Below are 15,508 nucleotides of genomic sequence, written 5' to 3'. Positions count from 1 at the left end.
TGTCTCCGGTTGCTTTCAAAAGAAGTGGTCCTGGTGGTGCGGCCAGCCTAAGGCCCGCTCCGGAGGTTCACTCCCCGTTGAGATTGACGCACGGCCGGTACGGGGCAAGGAGTGGATGAGCGGCAACGAGGAGGTGGCGGCGACGCATGACGAACATGTCGAGGGCGCGGGTGGCCCGGCGGATCGCGGCCGGGGCGGCGTACGGCGGAGGCGGGATCGGGCTGGTCGGCGCGGCCGCGGTGGGCGTGGTGCTGGCCGAGGTCCGGATGGCCAGGACCCGGGTGAACAACGGCAACAGCGGCGGCCGGGTGCCGATGGCGGACGGCCGCTACGGCGACGCGTACGGCACCGGTGAGCCTCCGCTGCGCCTGACGATGCTCGGCGACTCCACGGCGGCGGGGCAGGGCGTGCACCGGGCCGCGCAGACGCCGGGCGCGCTGCTGGCGTCGGGCCTCGCGGCGGTCGCCGAACGCCCCGTCGAGTTCACCAACGTGGCCCAGCCCGGCGCCCAGTCCGACGACCTGGACCGCCAGGTGGCGCTGGTCCTGGGCTCGGCCTCGCCGCCCCCCGACGTCTGCGTGATCATGATCGGCGCGAACGACGTCACCCGCCGCATGCCGCCGACCCGCTCGGTGCGCCACCTCTCGGCAGCGGTCCGCCGGCTGCGCACGGCGGGCGCGGAGGTCGTGGTCGGCACCTGTCCCGACCTGGGCACGATCGAGCCGGTACGACAGCCGTTGCGCTGGCTGGCCCGGCGGGCCTCGCGCCAGCTGGCGGCGGCCCAGACGATCGGCACGGTGGAGCAGGGCGGCCGCACGGTGTCGCTGGGCGACCTGCTGGGCCCCGAGTTCGCGGCGAACCCCCGTGAGCTCTTCGGCCCCGACAACTACCACCCCTCGGCCGAGGGCTACGCCACCGCGGCGATGGCGGTGCTCCCCACGGTCTGCGCCGCCCTCGGCCTGTGGCCGGCGGAGGAGGAGCGCCCCGACGTCACCCGCCGCGAGGGCTTCCTCCCGGTCGCCCGTGCGGCGGCGGAGGCGGCGGCCGAGGCCGGCACGGAGGTCACGGCGGCGATGCCGACGGGCCCGCGGGGACCGTGGGCCCTGCTGAAACGCCGCCGGCGCCACCAGGTCGACGAACCGCCGCCCCTCCCACCCGACTCGGCATCCGAAGAAGCGAGGTCAAGGGCCGGCACGACCGACTAGGACAGAGAGGAAGCGGTGCGCTGGGGCGGGGGGGGTCGCTTACCGGCGCTTGCAGGGTGCCGCTGCGCCCACCCGTGCCGCCCATGCGGCACGACTGCCCGCAGCCAAGACGGGCCCCGTATGGGGGCGCGGGGAACTGCGCGACCAGCCCCCACGCACCCGCACGGACCCACGCACCCCTCGACAGCGAAAAAGCAAGCGCTTAGAAAGTGCGGTCAGTGTCACACCGCGGTACCGGTGACCGATGACATACGTGCGGGTAACTTCCCAAGCAGCCCTGTCAATCCCCCGCGTCACTGGAGCCGTGAGATGCCCGAAGCAGTCATCGTCTCGACCGCCCGTTCCCCGATCGGCCGTGCCGTCAAGGGCTCCCTGAAGGACCTGCGCCCCGACGACCTCACCGCGACGATCATCCAGGCCGCCCTCGCCAAGGTCCCCGAGCTGGACCCCCGGGACATCGACGACCTGATGCTCGGCTGCGGTCTCCCCGGCGGCGAGCAGGGCTACAACCTCGGCCGGATCGTCGCCGTGCAGATGGGCATGGACCACCTCCCCGGCTGCACGATCACCCGTTACTGTTCCTCGTCCCTCCAGACCAGCCGCATGGCGCTGCACGCCATCAAGGCCGGCGAGGGCGACGTGTTCATCTCGGCCGGTGTCGAGATGGTCTCCCGGTTCGCCAAGGGCAGCTCGGACGGTCTCCCGGACACCACCAACCCGGTCTTCGCCGAGGCCCAGGCCCGTACCGCCGCCACGGCCGTGTCCGAGGGCTCCACCTGGCACGACCCGCGCGAGGACGGCCTGGTCCCCGACCCGTACATCGCGATGGGCCAGACCGCCGAGAACCTGGCCCGCGTCAAGGGCGTCACCCGCCAGGACATGGACGAGTTCGGCGTCCGCTCCCAGAACCTCGCCGAGGAGGCCATCAAGAACGGCTTCTGGGAGCGCGAGATCACCCCGGTGACCCTCCCCGACGGCACGGTCGTCAGCAAGGACGACGGCCCGCGCGCCGGCGTCACCCTGGAGGGCGTCTCCGGCCTGAAGCCGGTCTTCCGCCCCGACGGCCTGGTCACGGCCGGCAACTGCTGCCCGCTGAACGACGGCGCCGCCGCCGTGATCATCATGTCCGACACCAAGGCCCGCGAGCTCGGCCTCACCCCGCTCGCCCGGATCGTGTCGACCGGCGTCACCGGCCTCTCCCCCGAGATCATGGGCCTCGGCCCGGTAGAGGCCTCGCAGCAGGCCCTGCGCCGCGCCGGCCTGACCGTCGACGACATCGACCTGTTCGAGATCAACGAGGCGTTCGCCGCCCAGGTGATCCCGTCCTATCGCGACCTGAACATCCCGCTGGAGAAGCTGAACGTGAACGGCGGCGCGATCGCCGTCGGCCACCCCTTCGGCATGACCGGCGCTCGCATCACCGGCACGCTCATCAACTCCCTCCAGTTCCACGACAAGCAGTTCGGTCTGGAGACGATGTGCGTCGGCGGCGGCCAGGGCATGGCGATGGTCATCGAGCGCCTGAGCTGAGTCACCGCACGGCCCCCGAGTGATCCCTGAGTGACCGTCACGGAACCCACCGTGACGCCACGGCCCGGTGTTCGAGAAAACTCCGAACACCGGGCCGATTTGTGATCCAATCTCCCCCAGGATGTGACCTATCTCCCTCTGCGGGGATATCACCGCAGGTCAGCGGGGTTGTCCAGCCAAACCCGAGGGTCAAAGTCCTGTCCGTTTCGTGACGTTACGCACTGACAGCTTGATAGTCCACCCTTCAAGCTGATGTAGGAAGTCGGGGGTCGACTTTGAACCGGGAGTACGTCAGTGAGCGCCATGCCGATCGCCTTGCTGCTCACCACGGCCGCCACGGGCGCCGTGGGCGTCGCTGTCCTGCGCACCGTTCTGAAGCTGCGCCGTCAGGTCGCCGAGCTGCACACCCAGCTCGCCCAGAACCAGGCCGCCGCGATGCGCGCCCTGCTGCCGGCCGCCCGCAACCATGCGGACGCCGAGCAGATACGGGCCGCCGTGGCCGAGGCGCTGGCCGAGGAGCGGGAGCGGGAACTGGCCGAGGCGCGGGCCTTCTGGGCCGCGCAGGAGGCGCGTGACGCCTCCGACACGCCGTCGCTGCTGGGTCTGGCGGACGGTGAGCCGTTCCTGCCCCGGCAGGGCGACTTCGTGGGCCTGGAGCCGGTCGCCGAGCAGGCGACGGAGGCCGACGACTTCGCCGGGGGCGCCCCCGCCGAGTCCCCGGAGCTGGCCGCGGCCCGCCGTCGTCACCCGTCCCATCCGGACTTCGTACCGGTGCAGTCGCCGGTGGTGAACGACCATGAGCGCACGGTCGCGACGCTGGAGCAGCTGGCCGAGTCCCGGGTCGAGCTCGCCGACGTGCGCCCCGGGCCGCTGGGCACGCTGGACGTCTACGTCTTCGCCGACGGCACGACGCTGTGCATGACGCCGGGGCACCGGGAGACGGCGGAACGGCTGGCCGCGGCGCTGAGCGCGGGCGAGACGCCGTACCTGCTGGGCGGGTCGGGGATCTCCGGCGCCTACACGCTGACGTTCGCGTGCGGCGAGGAGAACGTGTACATCCTGGCGGACCGGGTCATAGCGTCGCTCTGAGCCATTGAGGGTGCGTGGTCGGGTGCGGGTGCGTGGGGGTTGTTCGCGCAGTTCCCCGCGCCCCTGAAAGCAACAAAGAGGGGGCGCTGCAGTGCGCCCCTTCTCACGCACCCCCCGGCCCTCACACTCCCGCCCTCTTCTGGGCCTCCTCCACCAGGCGCACCGCGTCCCCCACCTCCGCGTCGCTCTCCAGGACCACCGCCAAGTCGTTCCCGGCCACCGTGATTTGGTCGGCGACCGCGAACATCCCCGCGTCCGGCATCTCCCGGGCCTCGCCGCCCGGCTCCTCGACATCCTGCGCCCAATTGGCCAACTGCCTGGCCAGCGACAGCGCCTCCGCGGCCGCCCCCCTCTGCAACCGACTCTGCGGCGCCGCCCTCAACTTGTCGGCGAAGTGCTCCACGGCACGGGTAAGAGGCGTCGTATCAACCACGCCGTGAGCGTAACGCCTGATGTCGGCTGTCCTGTCCCGACTGTTGCCAACACGCCAACACTCAGGCACGGTGACGTGAAGGACCGGCTACAACCCCCCTTTGCGCACCGGAGGCGCCGATGTCCCAAGTCTTCTCCGAGGAGACCCATCGCAACATGCTCGCCCGCATCCCCCACTGCACCGGTCGTGAAGTGTCCGACTGGTTGCGTACCGTCGCCGAAGGCCCGTCCCTCTTCCGCTTCGAGGAGAAGGTCAGCTGGCTCCGCCACGAGCACAACCTCGCGTACGGCCACGCGAAGGCGTTGATCCACGAGTACGACCTGAGGAGGGCCGCGCGCAAACTTCTCTAGGCGCGCACAGACGACGAAGGGCCCCGGGTGTGCCCCGGGGCCCTTCTCGGCTCTTCTGCGGCCCAAAGGCCGAAGGTCGCTACCGCTAGTCGTTACTGCTGAAGATCGCCACCAGGCGCAGCATCTCGACGTAGATCCACACCAGCGTCAGGGTGAGGCCGAACGCGGCCAGCCAGGCCTCGTTCTTCGGGGCGCCGTACGCGATGCCGTCCTCGATCTGCTTGAAGTCGAGGGTCAGGAAGAACGCGCCGAGCAGGATCGCGATGATGCCGACGATCGCACCGAGCGGACCGAAGCTGCGCAGCCCGCCGTTGTCGGCGACGCCGAACGCGACCAGCAGCAGGTTGACCGCCATGACCAGCACGAAGGCGATGGCGATGGCCATGCCGATGCGGGCGTAGCGGGCGGTGACGCGGATCCAGCCTGCCTTGTAGACCAGCAGGGTCGCGCCCGTGACCGCCATGGTGCCGAGCACCGCCTGGAACGGGGCGCCGCTCCACTGGCTGTTGTACATCTCGCTGATCACGCCGAGGAAGACGCCCTCGAAGGCGGCGTATCCCAGGATCAGCGCGGGCACCGGGGTGCGCTTGAAGCTCTGGATCAGCGCCAGGACCAGCGCCACGATCGCGGAGCCGAAGGCCAGGCCGTAGCTGGTGCTGGAGACCGGCAGCAGGGCCCAGGCGAGGGCCGCGCCGACCGCGACCGTGCCCAGCGTCATCGCCGAGCGCAGGACCACGTCGTCCATGGTCATACGGCCGGTGGTGGCCGGGGCCTGTGGCGGGGCGCCCTGCTGGACGTCCTGCTGGGCGTAGGGGTTGTTCGCGTAGGGATTCTGCGCGTAGGGGTTGCCCTGTGCGTACCCGGCCTGCGGCGCGGTGTTGAAGCCCGCGTAGCCGTTGTCGCGGCTGAACCCCCGTCGCGAGAAGACCGGGTTACTGCTCCTCATTTCACTCCTCCATGGCCACTGTGCGGGGCCTTGGCCTCAAGAGTAATGGATTGGCAAAAGTTCGACCCTCGTACCTGGGGAGGATCTTTCCCTCGCCGTGCTGCCCAACACGCTACGCGGACCCCTGATTCCCGGCCATGGAGGGCTTCGTTCCATGACCGAGTCGCTACACGACCGGAACCGGCCGGAGATGCCTCAGGCGTCCAGCGGGAAGCCCGTGTACGCCTCCGCCAGGTCGGTCTCGGCCGCCCGGCAGGAGGCGATCCGGGTGAGCCGGGCCAGCTGGAGCCGGGCGTCGAAGGCGGTGTCCTCGGGGCCTCGGTGGAGCAGGGTGGTCATGTCGTACGAGAACCGCTCGGCCTGCCAGATCCGGCGCAGGCAGGTCGCCGAGTAGGTCTCCAGGAGCTCGGGGGAGCCCGTCTCCTGCTCGTGGACGAGGGCGCGGGCGAGGGTGACGACGTCGCCGACGGCGAGGTTCAGCCCCTTGGCGCCGGTCGGCGGCACGATGTGGGCGGCGTCCCCGGCGAGGAAGACCCGGCCGTGCCGCATGGGCTCATGGACGTACGACCGCATGGGCGTGACCGACTTCTGGGTGATCGGGCCGCGGGCGAGGCGCCAGTCGTCGTCGGTCTCGAAGCGCCGTTCCAGCTCGTCCCAGATCGCCTCGTCGGTCCAGTCCTCGGCGTCGGTGTCGGCCGGGACCTGGAGGTAGAGGCGGGAGACGGACGGGGAGCGCATCGACAGGAGGGCGAAGCCGCGCTCGTGGCGGGCGTAGACCAGCTCGTCGTGGGAGGGGGCGACATCGGCGAGGATGCCCAGCCAGGCGTAGGGGTAGGTGCGCTCGAAGACCCGGGAGAGGGACTCGGGGAACACGCTGCGCGCCACCCCCCAGAAGCCGTCGCAGCCGACGACGTACGCGCACTCCAGTACGTCCTCGCGCCCCTCGTGCCGGAACCGCACCCGCGGCCGTTCGCCCTCGGCGCCCTCCACCGCCAGCGCCTCCGCCTCGAAGAGCAGCGGCCCGCCTTCCTTGAGCTGGAGGGCGATGAGGTCCTTGCAGACCTCGGTCTGGGCGTAGACCGTCACGGACCGCCCGCCGGTGAGCCCGGGGAAGTCCACGCGGTGGCGCTGGGTCGCGAACCGCAGCTCGATGCCGTCGTGGCGCAGGCCCTCGCGGTCCATGCGCTCCCCGGCGCCGGCCGCGCGCAGCACGTCCACCGTGCCCTGCTCCAGGATCCCGGCGCGCTGGCGGTGTTCCACGTAGGAGCGGTCGCGGCTCTCCAGGACGACCGAGTCGATGCCGGCGTTGTGCAGCAGCCGGGCGAGCAGGAGCCCGGCGGGTCCGGCTCCGATGATGCCGACGGTGGTGCGCATCGGTCGTTCCTTCCGTGGACGGGGCGTCGTCGCCCGCTGCGGAGACCACGGCGTTCACCTCATCCGGGTGTTCGCCCGCGTTCGCCCGTGTTCGCCTGGTGAAATTTCCTTCACTCACTTCTCCTGAGTCTCCGTCCGGAGGTACCCCCTGTCAATGGACACGCCCGAGGTCCGCCGGTGCACGCGACCGGCCGCCCGGCCCGCCGGAGGCGGTGGTGGTGGGCCGGGCGGCCGGTGCGCGGAGCGGCGGGACGGAGGTCAGCGGCCCGGCCAGCCGTCCAGGTGGCGGTGCAGGGTGACGTCGGTGCGCGGGTCGCCCTTCGGGGCGCTCGCGACCGCGTCGTGCAGGACGGTGGTGACCTCGGCGGCGAGCCCGTCGGCCCGCGTGCGCAGGTCGGCGGCGGGCAGGGTGGAGCGGGTCAGCTCGTCGAGCCGGCGGTGGATGTCGTCGAGCTTGCCCCGCGCGGTGGCGTCGAGAAGCAGCGGGTTGGGCGTGGCGACCACGAACTGGTAGGCACCGGCCAGGGTCTGACAGCCCGTGCACTCCTTGTTGGCGGCGTCGCTGAGGTTCACCGCGTTCAGCCGCGTGTGCTCCCCGGCGACGGTGACGATCTGGAAGGACAGCGCGACCGAACGGCAGTGGTCGTCGGCCGAGCAGCCGGCCGAGACGGCGTTGGCCTGGTTGCGTACCGCGGCGGCGTTGACCTTGCCGAACTGACGGACCGTGAACGAGTCCCGGACCTGGGTGTGGTGCCCGCGGTCGGCGTGGCTGAAGACGTGGTCGGAGGCGACCGCGGCATGCGGCACGGCGGTGGCCGCCTGTGCGGGCAGGGCGGTGGCCGCCCCGGCGACCCCGGCGGCGAACAGGCCGATCCGGACGGCGCGCCGGGAGAGCGGACCTGAGGCGGTGCGTGGTTTTCGGTGACTGCTCATGGATGCTCCAGTGCTCCTGTGCTTCTGCGGTGGGTGGTGCGGCCTGCGGCCGCGCGGTGCCGCTCGTCAGGACGTGGCCGGGGCCGGGGTCGGCGTGTCGCTGGCCGGCGGCGGGGACGGGCTGGGCGTCGGGGACTCCGGGGCGCTCTCCGACGGCGAGGGCGACGGCTCGGGCTCCGTCGTGCCGGTCCCGCCGGACGGCGAGGGCACCGGATCGGCGACCGTTCCCCCGCTGGACGGCACCGGCGACCTGGAGGCACCGCCGCCGGGACCGCCGGGCACCGAGGCGGACGGCGACGCCGAGGCGGACGCCCGGCGCGAGGACTGGGCCGGCGAGGGACCGGCGCTCGCCCCGGCCGAGGCGGACGGCGCACCGGCCGCCGGGTCCGACGGGCTGCCGGAGTCCGTCGGGCGGTCCGGGGTGGTGGCCTGCCGGGCCGGCGGTGCCTCGGTCGGCACCCCCGGCTGCAGGATCGGCGCGATCGGCGGCTGCTTGGGCAGCGGCTTCGGCGTCACCCCGGAGACCCAGGCGTAGCTGAGACCGGTGAGCCCGGCGAGGGCCAGGGCGCAGAACGCGAGCCGCAGCCTCGGCCGGCCCGCCGTGGTGCGTTTCGCGGCCCGGAAGAGCCGCCCGCCGATCTTCACGGACAGATAAATGACACCGGCCATCGGGCACAGCAGCATCACGCTGCCGATGGTCCCGACCAGCCCCTCGACGATCTTCCCGTCCACGAACGCCGAGCCGGTGCCGACGAGTTGCTCGGTCAGGGAGCGGGTCATGGTGGTGAGGATCCGCGGCAGGTTCCACAGCGCGTACCCGAGTTCGCCGATGATCAGCGGAACCATCGTCAGCACCCAGGTGGCGACGATGGCGCGCGCCGACTTCTTCAGCCCGGCGACCTCCTCGCGGGCCTTGTCCCCCCGCCGCCCCGGCACCAGGGCCAGCAGGATCGGCTTGATCTTGCCGTACAGGTCCGGGACCCCGGCCAGGTCGCCGAGGATGTAATAGCCGTCCAGCCGTACGGCCGGCATCAGCTGTTCCAGGATCTCGAAGTGCCCGAGGTAGACCGTGGCCAGGAAGAACGGTGACCCGGTGGCGAAGTAGGCACCGGCCATGGCCAGCATGAAGACGACGTTGAAGTAGACGCCGCCGAGGTCGGTGCGGAGCCGTCCGGCCCGGCCGATCCGGTAGACGTCGGTGACGTCGGTGTACATCGAGGGCCAGATGAGGAAGAGCCCGCACCCGATGCAGCCGGGGCGGGCTCCGCCGTATCTGCACGCGGAGGCGTGGCCGAACTCGTGGAAGACGAGGGAGGCCACGGTGAGCACGAAGACGACCAGGATCAGGACCGGCTGGTCGAGCACCTCCAGGACGGGTTCTATCGCCCCGAAGAACCCGAACAGCCAGACGTCCATGCCGACGGCCAGGGCCAGCACCAGTGCCACCACCACCGGTCGGTGCAGCCAGGCCAGCGAACGGGCGATCTTCGCCGTACGCCGCTCGTTGAAGATCACCCGGTGGCCCTTGAGGGCGAGCAGCAGGTCGGAGCGCGGGGCGTCGACCTCGTCGTCCTCCTGGCCCTCCGGGACCGTCACGCCGAGCGGTTCGAGCTTCTTCTCGACGAGGTAGCGGATGTTCTCCCCGCTGACCTCGCGGCCGAAGCGGGCGCTGACCCGGTGGGCGATGGCCTCGGCATCGCGGACGCCGTCGACCGACGACGCCACCAGGTACAGCAGCCTGGACAGCTGCACGACCTGCCCGTCCCCCCGACGGGCGATGTACTTGGGCTCGGTGAATCCCGACCCCTGGTACTCACCGTGCAGCCGCAGTCCCGCGCTCAGCCTCGGGACCGGCGACGGCGGGTCGACCACCGGCAGGTTGCCCGTCGCGACCTGCTCGTAGGTGACCGGCCAGCCGCCGGGTCCGGGCACCGGGCCCGTGTCGTACAGTGCGGCGGTCCCGTCTCCGAGCACCGTCATGTGTGGTCTCCCCCCGGATCCCGCATGCAGTTCCCCCCCATGACCGCGAGCGCCACCGCCGGGGCGACGGCGGCGGCGCTCCCGGGTACTACTGGGTGACGCTGATCGTCTGCGCGGCCTGCGAGGTGGCGGACGACCACGCCGAGTGGTCGTTCAGGGCGGCGGACTGGTTGGACGCGTCGATGTTCGCGATGTGCTTGGTGACGTTGACGGTCTTGCCGAAGCTGAACTTCAGCCGGCCGAGGGCCTCACGGCCCGGCAGCAGCTCGGCGGACTCGTTCTCCAGCTCGTTCATGTCCATGCTCATGACGGATGTCCTTTCGTTTCGTGCGCGATGAGGTCGAGATCGGCACCGGCGCCGTGCGCCGGGGCGGCGTTACTGGGTGACGCTGATGGTCTGGGCGGCGCCGGAGTCGGCCACCGACCACGACGAGTGGTCGTTCAGCGCGGCGGACTCGTTGTGGGCGCTGATGTTCGCGACGTGCTTGGTGACGTTGACCGTCTTGCCGAAGCCGAACTTCAGCCGGCCCAGGGCCTCACGACCCGGCAGCAGCTCCGCGGACTCGGCCTCGAGCTCATGGGCGTCCATCATGATCGCTTCCCCCTCAGGGATAGACATTTCCGATCGGACCGAGTCAGGTTCCCCCCGGACTCTGTCCAATCTGGTCGGACAAGCTGTCCAACGAGATTGGACACTAGGCCCTCGGAGACCCCCTGCGCAACCCGTTCGAGAAATCACCCTCTCGGCCGATCGCGGCGGCGACCGTAGAATCGGCGCGACATGGCGGACTCCGCAGGCGGCGAGCAGGAAGTGACGGTCAGTGGCCAACGCACTGCAGCAGTTGATCCGTGAGCACCTCGACCGCAAGGGCTGGTCCTACGGTGACGTGGCGCGGCGCGGTGGTATCCCCCGCTCCACCGTCCACCACCTGGCCACCGCCGAGCGGGTGGTCCGCATGCCCCAGGCGACGACCCTGGAGGGTCTGGCCAAGGGGCTGGAACTCCCCCTGGAGAGCGTGCGCCGGGCCGCCGCCGAGGCGTGCGGGATCCACGTGTACGACACCTCGCCGGACGCCGGCGCGAACGGCGGCGCCGCCGACCCCGAGGTCGCGCTGCTCATCGCGAGCGTCCAGAAACTGTCGGCGGACGACCGCCGCCACGTCACCGCTCTGGTCGAGTCCCTGCTGGACCGTTCCTCCAGACCCGCCAAGGAGCAGTGACGGCCCCGGACCGCCGACGGACCGCCTTCGGACCGCCTCCGATCCATCGGGGGGCCGTCGGGAGACCGTCGGCGGACCGCTCTCCGAACGCTCTAGGACGTTCTTCCGTCAAGTCGGAAAAAGAATCCAACTCCGCACGAAACCGTCAAGATCCAGGGCTAGTCTCTCGTCCTGCCCGGGACGCGAGAGCCGCACGACCACGGGCTCTCAGGGGGACATGTGTTGTTCGTGCACGGCGGACCGGCGACGGCCGTGGTCCGGGGACCCGACGGCGAATCCGTCGTCCTGCTGTCCGGGGAACTGCCCGAGGTGCTCACCGACACCTCGGTCACCGAACTCCTGGACCTGGCCGCCGCCATCCTGGACGCCGGCGAACTCACCCTCTTCGAGGAGTGCCTGCGCGCGCTGCGCGGCAACGGCATGCGCGCGGGCCGCCGTATCGAGGTGGACGGCGCGGTCCTGACCGTCTACGAGGGGTGAGCCGACGCTCCGAGGGACGAGCCGCCGCCGCCCCCGAGAGGGCGCGGGAAGTGCCCGGAACCGGACTTGAACCGGTACGCCCGCGAGGGGCAGCGAGGTTTAAGCTCGCCGTGTCTGCATTCCACCATCCGGGCAGGCCATGGGCTCCGCTACGAGATTCCGAGCCTATCGGGAGGCGTCCCCCGAACAGCGGACGGGCGACCCGATGTTGTCTTATTTTATTGACGTCTGAGGGTGCATCAGCCCCCGGAACGAGCCATCCGCACTTGCCAATAGCGTTACGCGCGGTGGGTGCGTGCGTACGCGGAATGACGGAATTTCACCGTCCGAACAAGGGGGCTCCACCTGTTCTCGACGGCTGGAGCGCCCGTTCCGGATCCGGTCCGCCCGGACTGAGGGTCCGCCGTCATCCCCAGGTATGACGCGACGGGCTCCCGGTCCCCCCTTGGTCGCCCCCCGGAACCGGAACTGCGGCTGACTACACGGGCCCGTACGGCCGAGACGATGGAGCGGTCCCCATGAACGACGTCGTCCCGACAGGAGCGCCCTTCCGTGTCCACCACACCCTCCCCCAGCCTTCGGCCGGGGGTGCCCCCAGCCGACCGGCGGACCACCTCGGTGGCCGCTCGCGCCACGGAGCTCTCGAAGATCTACGGGCAGGGTGAGACGCAGGTCGTCGCCCTGGACCGGGTCACCGTCGAGTTCCGGCAGGCCGAGTTCACCGCGATCATGGGGCCGTCCGGCTCCGGCAAGTCCACGCTGATGCACTGCGTGGCCGGCCTCGACACCTTCTCCTCCGGTTCCGTGCGGATCGGCGACACCGAACTCGGCACCCTGAAGGACAAGCAGCTCACCAAGTTGCGCCGGGACAAGATCGGGTTCATCTTCCAGGCGTTCAACCTGCTCCCGACGCTGACCGCGCTGGAGAACATCACCCTCCCGATGGACATCGCGGGCCGCAAGCCGGACAAGCAGTGGCTCGACAGCGTCATCCAGATGGTCGGTCTGAAGGACCGGCTGAGCCACCGTCCCTCGCAGCTCTCCGGCGGCCAGCAGCAGCGCGTCGCCGTCGCCCGCGCCCTCGCCTCCCGGCCGGAGATCATCTTCGGTGACGAGCCGACCGGAAACCTGGACTCCCGCTCCGGCGCCGAGGTGCTCGGCTTCCTGCGCAACTCGGTGCGGGAGCTGGGCCAGACGGTCGTCATGGTCACCCACGACCCGGTCGCGGCCTCCTACGCCGACCGGGTGGTCTTCCTCGCCGACGGCCGGGTCGTCGACGAGATGTACCGCCCGACGGCCGACACGGTCCTGGACTTCATGCGGCAACTTCCTGGGGGCGCTGACACCAGCGGCTCCGCCGCGCGGCCCCAGACCCCCGAGTTCGACGCGAAGGGCCGGACCAGCTGATGTTCCGCACCGCCCTGCGCAACGTCCTCGCGCACAAGGCCCGGCTGCTGATGACCGTGCTCGCCGTGATGCTCGGCGTGGCCTTCGTCTCCGGCACCCTGGTCTTCACCAACACCATCTCGGACGCCTACCAGAACAGCTCCGCCAAGGGCTTCGACGGCGTCGACGTGGCCGTACAGGCCAAGTACCAGGACTCCAAGGGCGATCAGGTCGGCAAGACCCCCGACCTCACCCAGGCGCTGCTCGACAAGGCCGCGAAGGTCCCCGGGGCCGCCTCCGCCACCGGGGTCGTCTCCGGCTTCACCGCCATCGCCGACAAGGACGGCAAGCTGATCGGCGGCGGCTGGCAGTCCGCGGGCGGCAACTACTGGGGCACCGAGGACGCCCGCTACCCGCTGGCCGGCGGCCACGCGCCGAGCGGTGCGAACGAGGTGCTGATCGACTCCAAGACCGCCGAGCGGGCCGGCTACAAGGTCGGCGACACCGTGCGCATCTCGGTGAACGGCCCGGTCCTGACCCCCACCCTCGCCGGCATCTTCACCACCGACGACGGCAATGTCACGGCCGGCGGCAGCCTCGCCCTGTTCGACACGGCGACCGCGCAGCAGCTGTTCGGCAAGAAGGGCACGTACGACGAGATCGACGTGACGGCGAAGTCCGGCACCGCCCAGGCCGCCCTCAAGGCCCAGCTGGACCAGGCACTGCCGAAGAAGCTCGTGGAGACCACCACCGGCAAGAAGCTCGCCGACGACCAGGCGAAGGCCATCGCCGCCGGCATGAGCGGCCTGCGCCAGGGCCTGCTGGTCTTCGCCGGTATCGCCCTGTTCGTCGGCACGTTCATCATCGCCAACACCTTCACCATGCTGGTCGCCCAGCGCACCAAGGAGCTGGCGCTGCTGCGCGCGGTGGGCGCCTCCCGCCGCCAGGTCACCCGCTCGGTGCTGATCGAGGCGTTCGTGGTCGGCGCGGTGGCCGGGGTGGCCGGTCTGGTCGCCGGCATCGGCATCGGCGCCGGACTGCGCGCGCTGATGGGCTCGTTCGGCGCGACCGTCCCGGACGGCCCGCTGGTCGTCAGCGGCGGCACGGTGGCGGCCGCCCTCGCGGTCGGCGTCGTCATCACCATGCTGGCCGCCTGGCTGCCCGGCCGCCGGGCCGCGAAGATCCCGCCGGTCGCCGCGATGAGCGCGCTGCACTCGGCGCCGACCACCAAGTCGCTGGTGCTGCGCAACACGATCGGCGCGCTGTTCTCGGCGGCGGGCGTGACGGTGATCCTGGCGGCGACGACGATGAGCGGCAGCGACGGCCAGGCCCCGATGGGGCTCGGCGCGGTCCTGCTCATCATCGGCGTGTTCGTCCTGACCCCGCTGCTGTCCCGTCCGCTGATCGCGGCCGCCGCCCCGCTGCTGCGCGGGTTCGGCGTCTCCGGCAAGCTCGCCCGGCAGAACTCGGTGCGCAACCCGCGCCGTACCGCCGCGACCGCCTCGGCGCTGATGATCGGCCTGACCCTGATCACCGGCATGACGGTGATGGCGGGCAGCCTGCAGAAGTCCATCGACAAGATGGCGAGCTCGGCGGTCCGCGCGGACTACGTCGTCTCGATGGCCAACGGCAACGCGCTCTCCCCCGACGTGGCGAAGAAGCTCGCGACGGCCGACGGGGTGACCGCCAGCAGCCCGCTGCGCAACGCGGCCTCCCGGATCGACGGCGACACCGAGTACCTGACCGGCGTCAACGGCTCGGCGATCGGCAAGCTGACCGACCTCACGGTCGACAACGGCTCCTTCAAGGTCGGCGGCTCGGACGTGGTCGTGGACGACGACACGGCCAAGTCGCACGGCTGGAAGGCCGGTTCGGCCTTCACCGTGCACTACGAGGACGGCAAGGCGCAGAAGCTGACGGTCGCGGGGGTCTACGAGGGCAACGAGCTGATCCGCGGGATCATGCTCGACAACGCCGTCCTCACCCCGCACCAGACCGACCCCGCCGACATGCAGGTCATGGTCAAGACGGCGGACGGCGCGTCCGGCGCGGCCAAGGACAAGCTGGAGAAGGTCCTCGGCTCCAACCCGGCGATCAAGGTCCAGGACAAGCAGGACCTGTCCGACTCCATCGCCCAGGCGTTCACGCTGATCCTGAACATGGTCTACGGCCTGCTCGCGATGGCGGTGATCGTCGCGGTCCTCGGTGTCATCAACACCCTGGCCATGTCGGTCTTCGAACGGCAGCAGGAGATCGGCATGCTGCGCGCGATCGGCCTGGACCGCAAGGCGGTCAAGCGGATGGTCCGGCTGGAGTCCCTGGTCATCTCGCTCTTCGGCGGGGTGCTGGGGCTCGGTCTGGGCGTGTTCTTCGGCTGGGCGGCGGGTCAGCTGGTCGGCGCGAGGATGGCGACGTACGAACTGGTCCTGCCGTGGTCCAGGATGGCGCTCTTCCTGGTGCTGGCCGGCCTGGTCGGCGTCCTGGCGGCCCTGTGGCCGGCCCGGCGCGCGGCACGGCTGAACATGCTGGCGGCGATCAAGTCCGAGTAGCCGCGGACGGCGAAGGGGCCCCGCACCGTGCGC

General features: G+C 70.9%; 15 protein-coding genes and 1 tRNA gene. 8 read left to right on the top strand and 8 right to left on the bottom strand.

Going from position 1 to position 15,508, the window contains the following annotated elements:
- The first annotated feature begins 146 nt into the window (after nt 1–146).
- The 3 genes from ACFWXC_RS45485 to ACFWXC_RS45475 all read left to right on the top strand — a co-directional run bounded on the left by ACFWXC_RS45485 (nt 147) and on the right by ACFWXC_RS45475 (nt 3,824).
- Nucleotides 147–1,205 (top strand): SGNH/GDSL hydrolase family protein, encoded by a 1,059-nt coding sequence (locus ACFWXC_RS45485; RefSeq protein ID WP_384488825.1) that lies wholly within the window; start codon nt 147–149, stop codon nt 1,203–1,205.
- A gap of 309 nt (nt 1,206–1,514) precedes the next feature.
- Nucleotides 1,515–2,735 (top strand): acetyl-CoA C-acetyltransferase, encoded by a 1,221-nt coding sequence (locus tag ACFWXC_RS45480; RefSeq protein WP_384488823.1) that lies wholly within the window; start codon nt 1,515–1,517, stop codon nt 2,733–2,735.
- A gap of 294 nt (nt 2,736–3,029) precedes the next feature.
- A complete protein-coding gene (locus ACFWXC_RS45475) occupies nt 3,030–3,824 on the top strand; it encodes a hypothetical protein (protein WP_384488821.1) in 795 nt (264 codons plus the stop codon).
- A 121-nt stretch (nt 3,825–3,945) separates the two neighbouring features.
- Here the strand turns inward: ACFWXC_RS45475 and ACFWXC_RS45470 are convergent, their stop codons facing one another.
- Nucleotides 3,946–4,257, bottom strand: coding sequence for a hypothetical protein (locus ACFWXC_RS45470; protein WP_351738805.1), 312 nt, complete (start codon nt 4,255–4,257; stop codon nt 3,946–3,948).
- Nucleotides 4,258–4,376: 119 nt separating this feature from the next.
- Here ACFWXC_RS45470 and ACFWXC_RS45465 point away from each other — a divergent pair, with 119 nt between their 5' ends.
- Nucleotides 4,377–4,607, top strand: coding sequence for a DUF4287 domain-containing protein (locus tag ACFWXC_RS45465; protein ID WP_351706537.1), 231 nt, complete (start codon nt 4,377–4,379; stop codon nt 4,605–4,607).
- 85 nt (nt 4,608–4,692) lie between these two features.
- Here the strand turns inward: ACFWXC_RS45465 and ACFWXC_RS45460 are convergent, their stop codons facing one another.
- From ACFWXC_RS45460 to ACFWXC_RS45435, 6 genes are all read right to left on the bottom strand, one after another.
- A complete protein-coding gene (locus ACFWXC_RS45460) occupies nt 4,693–5,553 on the bottom strand; it encodes a Bax inhibitor-1/YccA family protein (RefSeq protein WP_384488820.1) in 861 nt (286 codons plus the stop codon).
- Between the two features lie 195 nt (nt 5,554–5,748).
- Nucleotides 5,749–6,927 (bottom strand): 4-hydroxybenzoate 3-monooxygenase, encoded by a 1,179-nt coding sequence (locus ACFWXC_RS45455; protein WP_384488818.1) that lies wholly within the window; start codon nt 6,925–6,927, stop codon nt 5,749–5,751.
- Between the two features lie 258 nt (nt 6,928–7,185).
- Entirely contained in the window at nt 7,186–7,860 is a 675-nt protein-coding gene (locus ACFWXC_RS45450) for a hypothetical protein (RefSeq protein ID WP_384488816.1), read from the bottom strand.
- Between the two features lie 66 nt (nt 7,861–7,926).
- Entirely contained in the window at nt 7,927–9,840 is a 1,914-nt protein-coding gene (locus tag ACFWXC_RS45445) for a hypothetical protein (protein ID WP_384488814.1), read from the bottom strand.
- Nucleotides 9,841–9,928: 88 nt separating this feature from the next.
- Entirely contained in the window at nt 9,929–10,147 is a 219-nt protein-coding gene (locus ACFWXC_RS45440; protein ID WP_351706552.1) for a hypothetical protein, read from the bottom strand.
- Nucleotides 10,148–10,216: 69 nt separating this feature from the next.
- Complete coding sequence (locus ACFWXC_RS45435) at nt 10,217–10,432, bottom strand: hypothetical protein (RefSeq protein WP_207921928.1); 216 nt, start codon at nt 10,430–10,432, stop codon at nt 10,217–10,219.
- A gap of 229 nt (nt 10,433–10,661) precedes the next feature.
- On the opposite strand from ACFWXC_RS45435, the gene ACFWXC_RS45430 reads away from it, so the two are divergent.
- Both ACFWXC_RS45430 and ACFWXC_RS45425 read left to right on the top strand, forming a co-directional pair.
- Nucleotides 10,662–11,060 carry a helix-turn-helix transcriptional regulator gene (locus tag ACFWXC_RS45430; protein ID WP_384488812.1) on the top strand — a complete coding sequence of 133 codons (399 nt, stop codon included), beginning with the start codon at nt 10,662–10,664 and terminating at the stop codon, nt 11,058–11,060.
- 219 nt (nt 11,061–11,279) lie between these two features.
- A complete protein-coding gene (locus ACFWXC_RS45425; protein WP_384488810.1) occupies nt 11,280–11,540 on the top strand; it encodes a hypothetical protein in 261 nt (86 codons plus the stop codon).
- 51 nt (nt 11,541–11,591) lie between these two features.
- Here ACFWXC_RS45425 and ACFWXC_RS45420 read toward each other — a convergent pair.
- Nucleotides 11,592–11,674: transfer RNA gene (locus ACFWXC_RS45420), tRNA-Leu, on the bottom strand.
- Between the two features lie 454 nt (nt 11,675–12,128).
- Between ACFWXC_RS45420 and ACFWXC_RS45415 the strand changes: the two genes are divergently transcribed.
- Both ACFWXC_RS45415 and ACFWXC_RS45410 read left to right on the top strand, forming a co-directional pair.
- Entirely contained in the window at nt 12,129–12,947 is an 819-nt protein-coding gene (locus tag ACFWXC_RS45415) for an ABC transporter ATP-binding protein (RefSeq protein WP_384488899.1), read from the top strand.
- Nucleotides 12,947–15,475 (top strand): ABC transporter permease, encoded by a 2,529-nt coding sequence (locus ACFWXC_RS45410; RefSeq protein WP_384488808.1) that lies wholly within the window; start codon nt 12,947–12,949, stop codon nt 15,473–15,475. The genes ACFWXC_RS45415 and ACFWXC_RS45410 overlap by 1 nt, the downstream gene beginning before the upstream one ends.
- Nucleotides 15,476–15,508: the final 33 nt, after the last annotated feature.

The organism is Streptomyces sp. NPDC058683 (assembly GCF_042716195.1).
GTDB lineage: Bacteria > Actinomycetota > Actinomycetes > Streptomycetales > Streptomycetaceae > Streptomyces.
Note: the sequence above shows the minus strand (reverse complement) of the source record. Positions and strands in the feature narration are given on the sequence as shown.

What these genes read in the sequence shown, in the direction of transcription:
- ACFWXC_RS45485 (WP_384488825.1), top strand. Translation starts at nt 147, where the DNA reads ATGACGAACATGTCGAGGGCGCGGGTGGCCCGGCGGATCGCGGCCGGG.
- ACFWXC_RS45480 (WP_384488823.1), top strand. Translation starts at nt 1,515, where the DNA reads ATGCCCGAAGCAGTCATCGTCTCGACCGCCCGTTCCCCGATCGGCCGT.
- ACFWXC_RS45465 (WP_351706537.1), top strand. Translation starts at nt 4,377, where the DNA reads ATGTCCCAAGTCTTCTCCGAGGAGACCCATCGCAACATGCTCGCCCGC.
- ACFWXC_RS45460 (WP_384488820.1), bottom strand. Translation starts at nt 5,553, where the DNA reads ATGAGGAGCAGTAACCCGGTCTTCTCGCGACGGGGGTTCAGCCGCGAC.
- ACFWXC_RS45455 (WP_384488818.1), bottom strand. Translation starts at nt 6,927, where the DNA reads ATGCGCACCACCGTCGGCATCATCGGAGCCGGACCCGCCGGGCTCCTG.
- ACFWXC_RS45450 (WP_384488816.1), bottom strand. Translation starts at nt 7,860, where the DNA reads ATGAGCAGTCACCGAAAACCACGCACCGCCTCAGGTCCGCTCTCCCGG.
- ACFWXC_RS45445 (WP_384488814.1), bottom strand. Translation starts at nt 9,840, where the DNA reads ATGACGGTGCTCGGAGACGGGACCGCCGCACTGTACGACACGGGCCCG.
- ACFWXC_RS45440 (WP_351706552.1), bottom strand. Translation starts at nt 10,147, where the DNA reads ATGAGCATGGACATGAACGAGCTGGAGAACGAGTCCGCCGAGCTGCTG.
- ACFWXC_RS45435 (WP_207921928.1), bottom strand. Translation starts at nt 10,432, where the DNA reads ATGATGGACGCCCATGAGCTCGAGGCCGAGTCCGCGGAGCTGCTGCCG.
- ACFWXC_RS45410 (WP_384488808.1), top strand. Translation starts at nt 12,947, where the DNA reads ATGTTCCGCACCGCCCTGCGCAACGTCCTCGCGCACAAGGCCCGGCTG.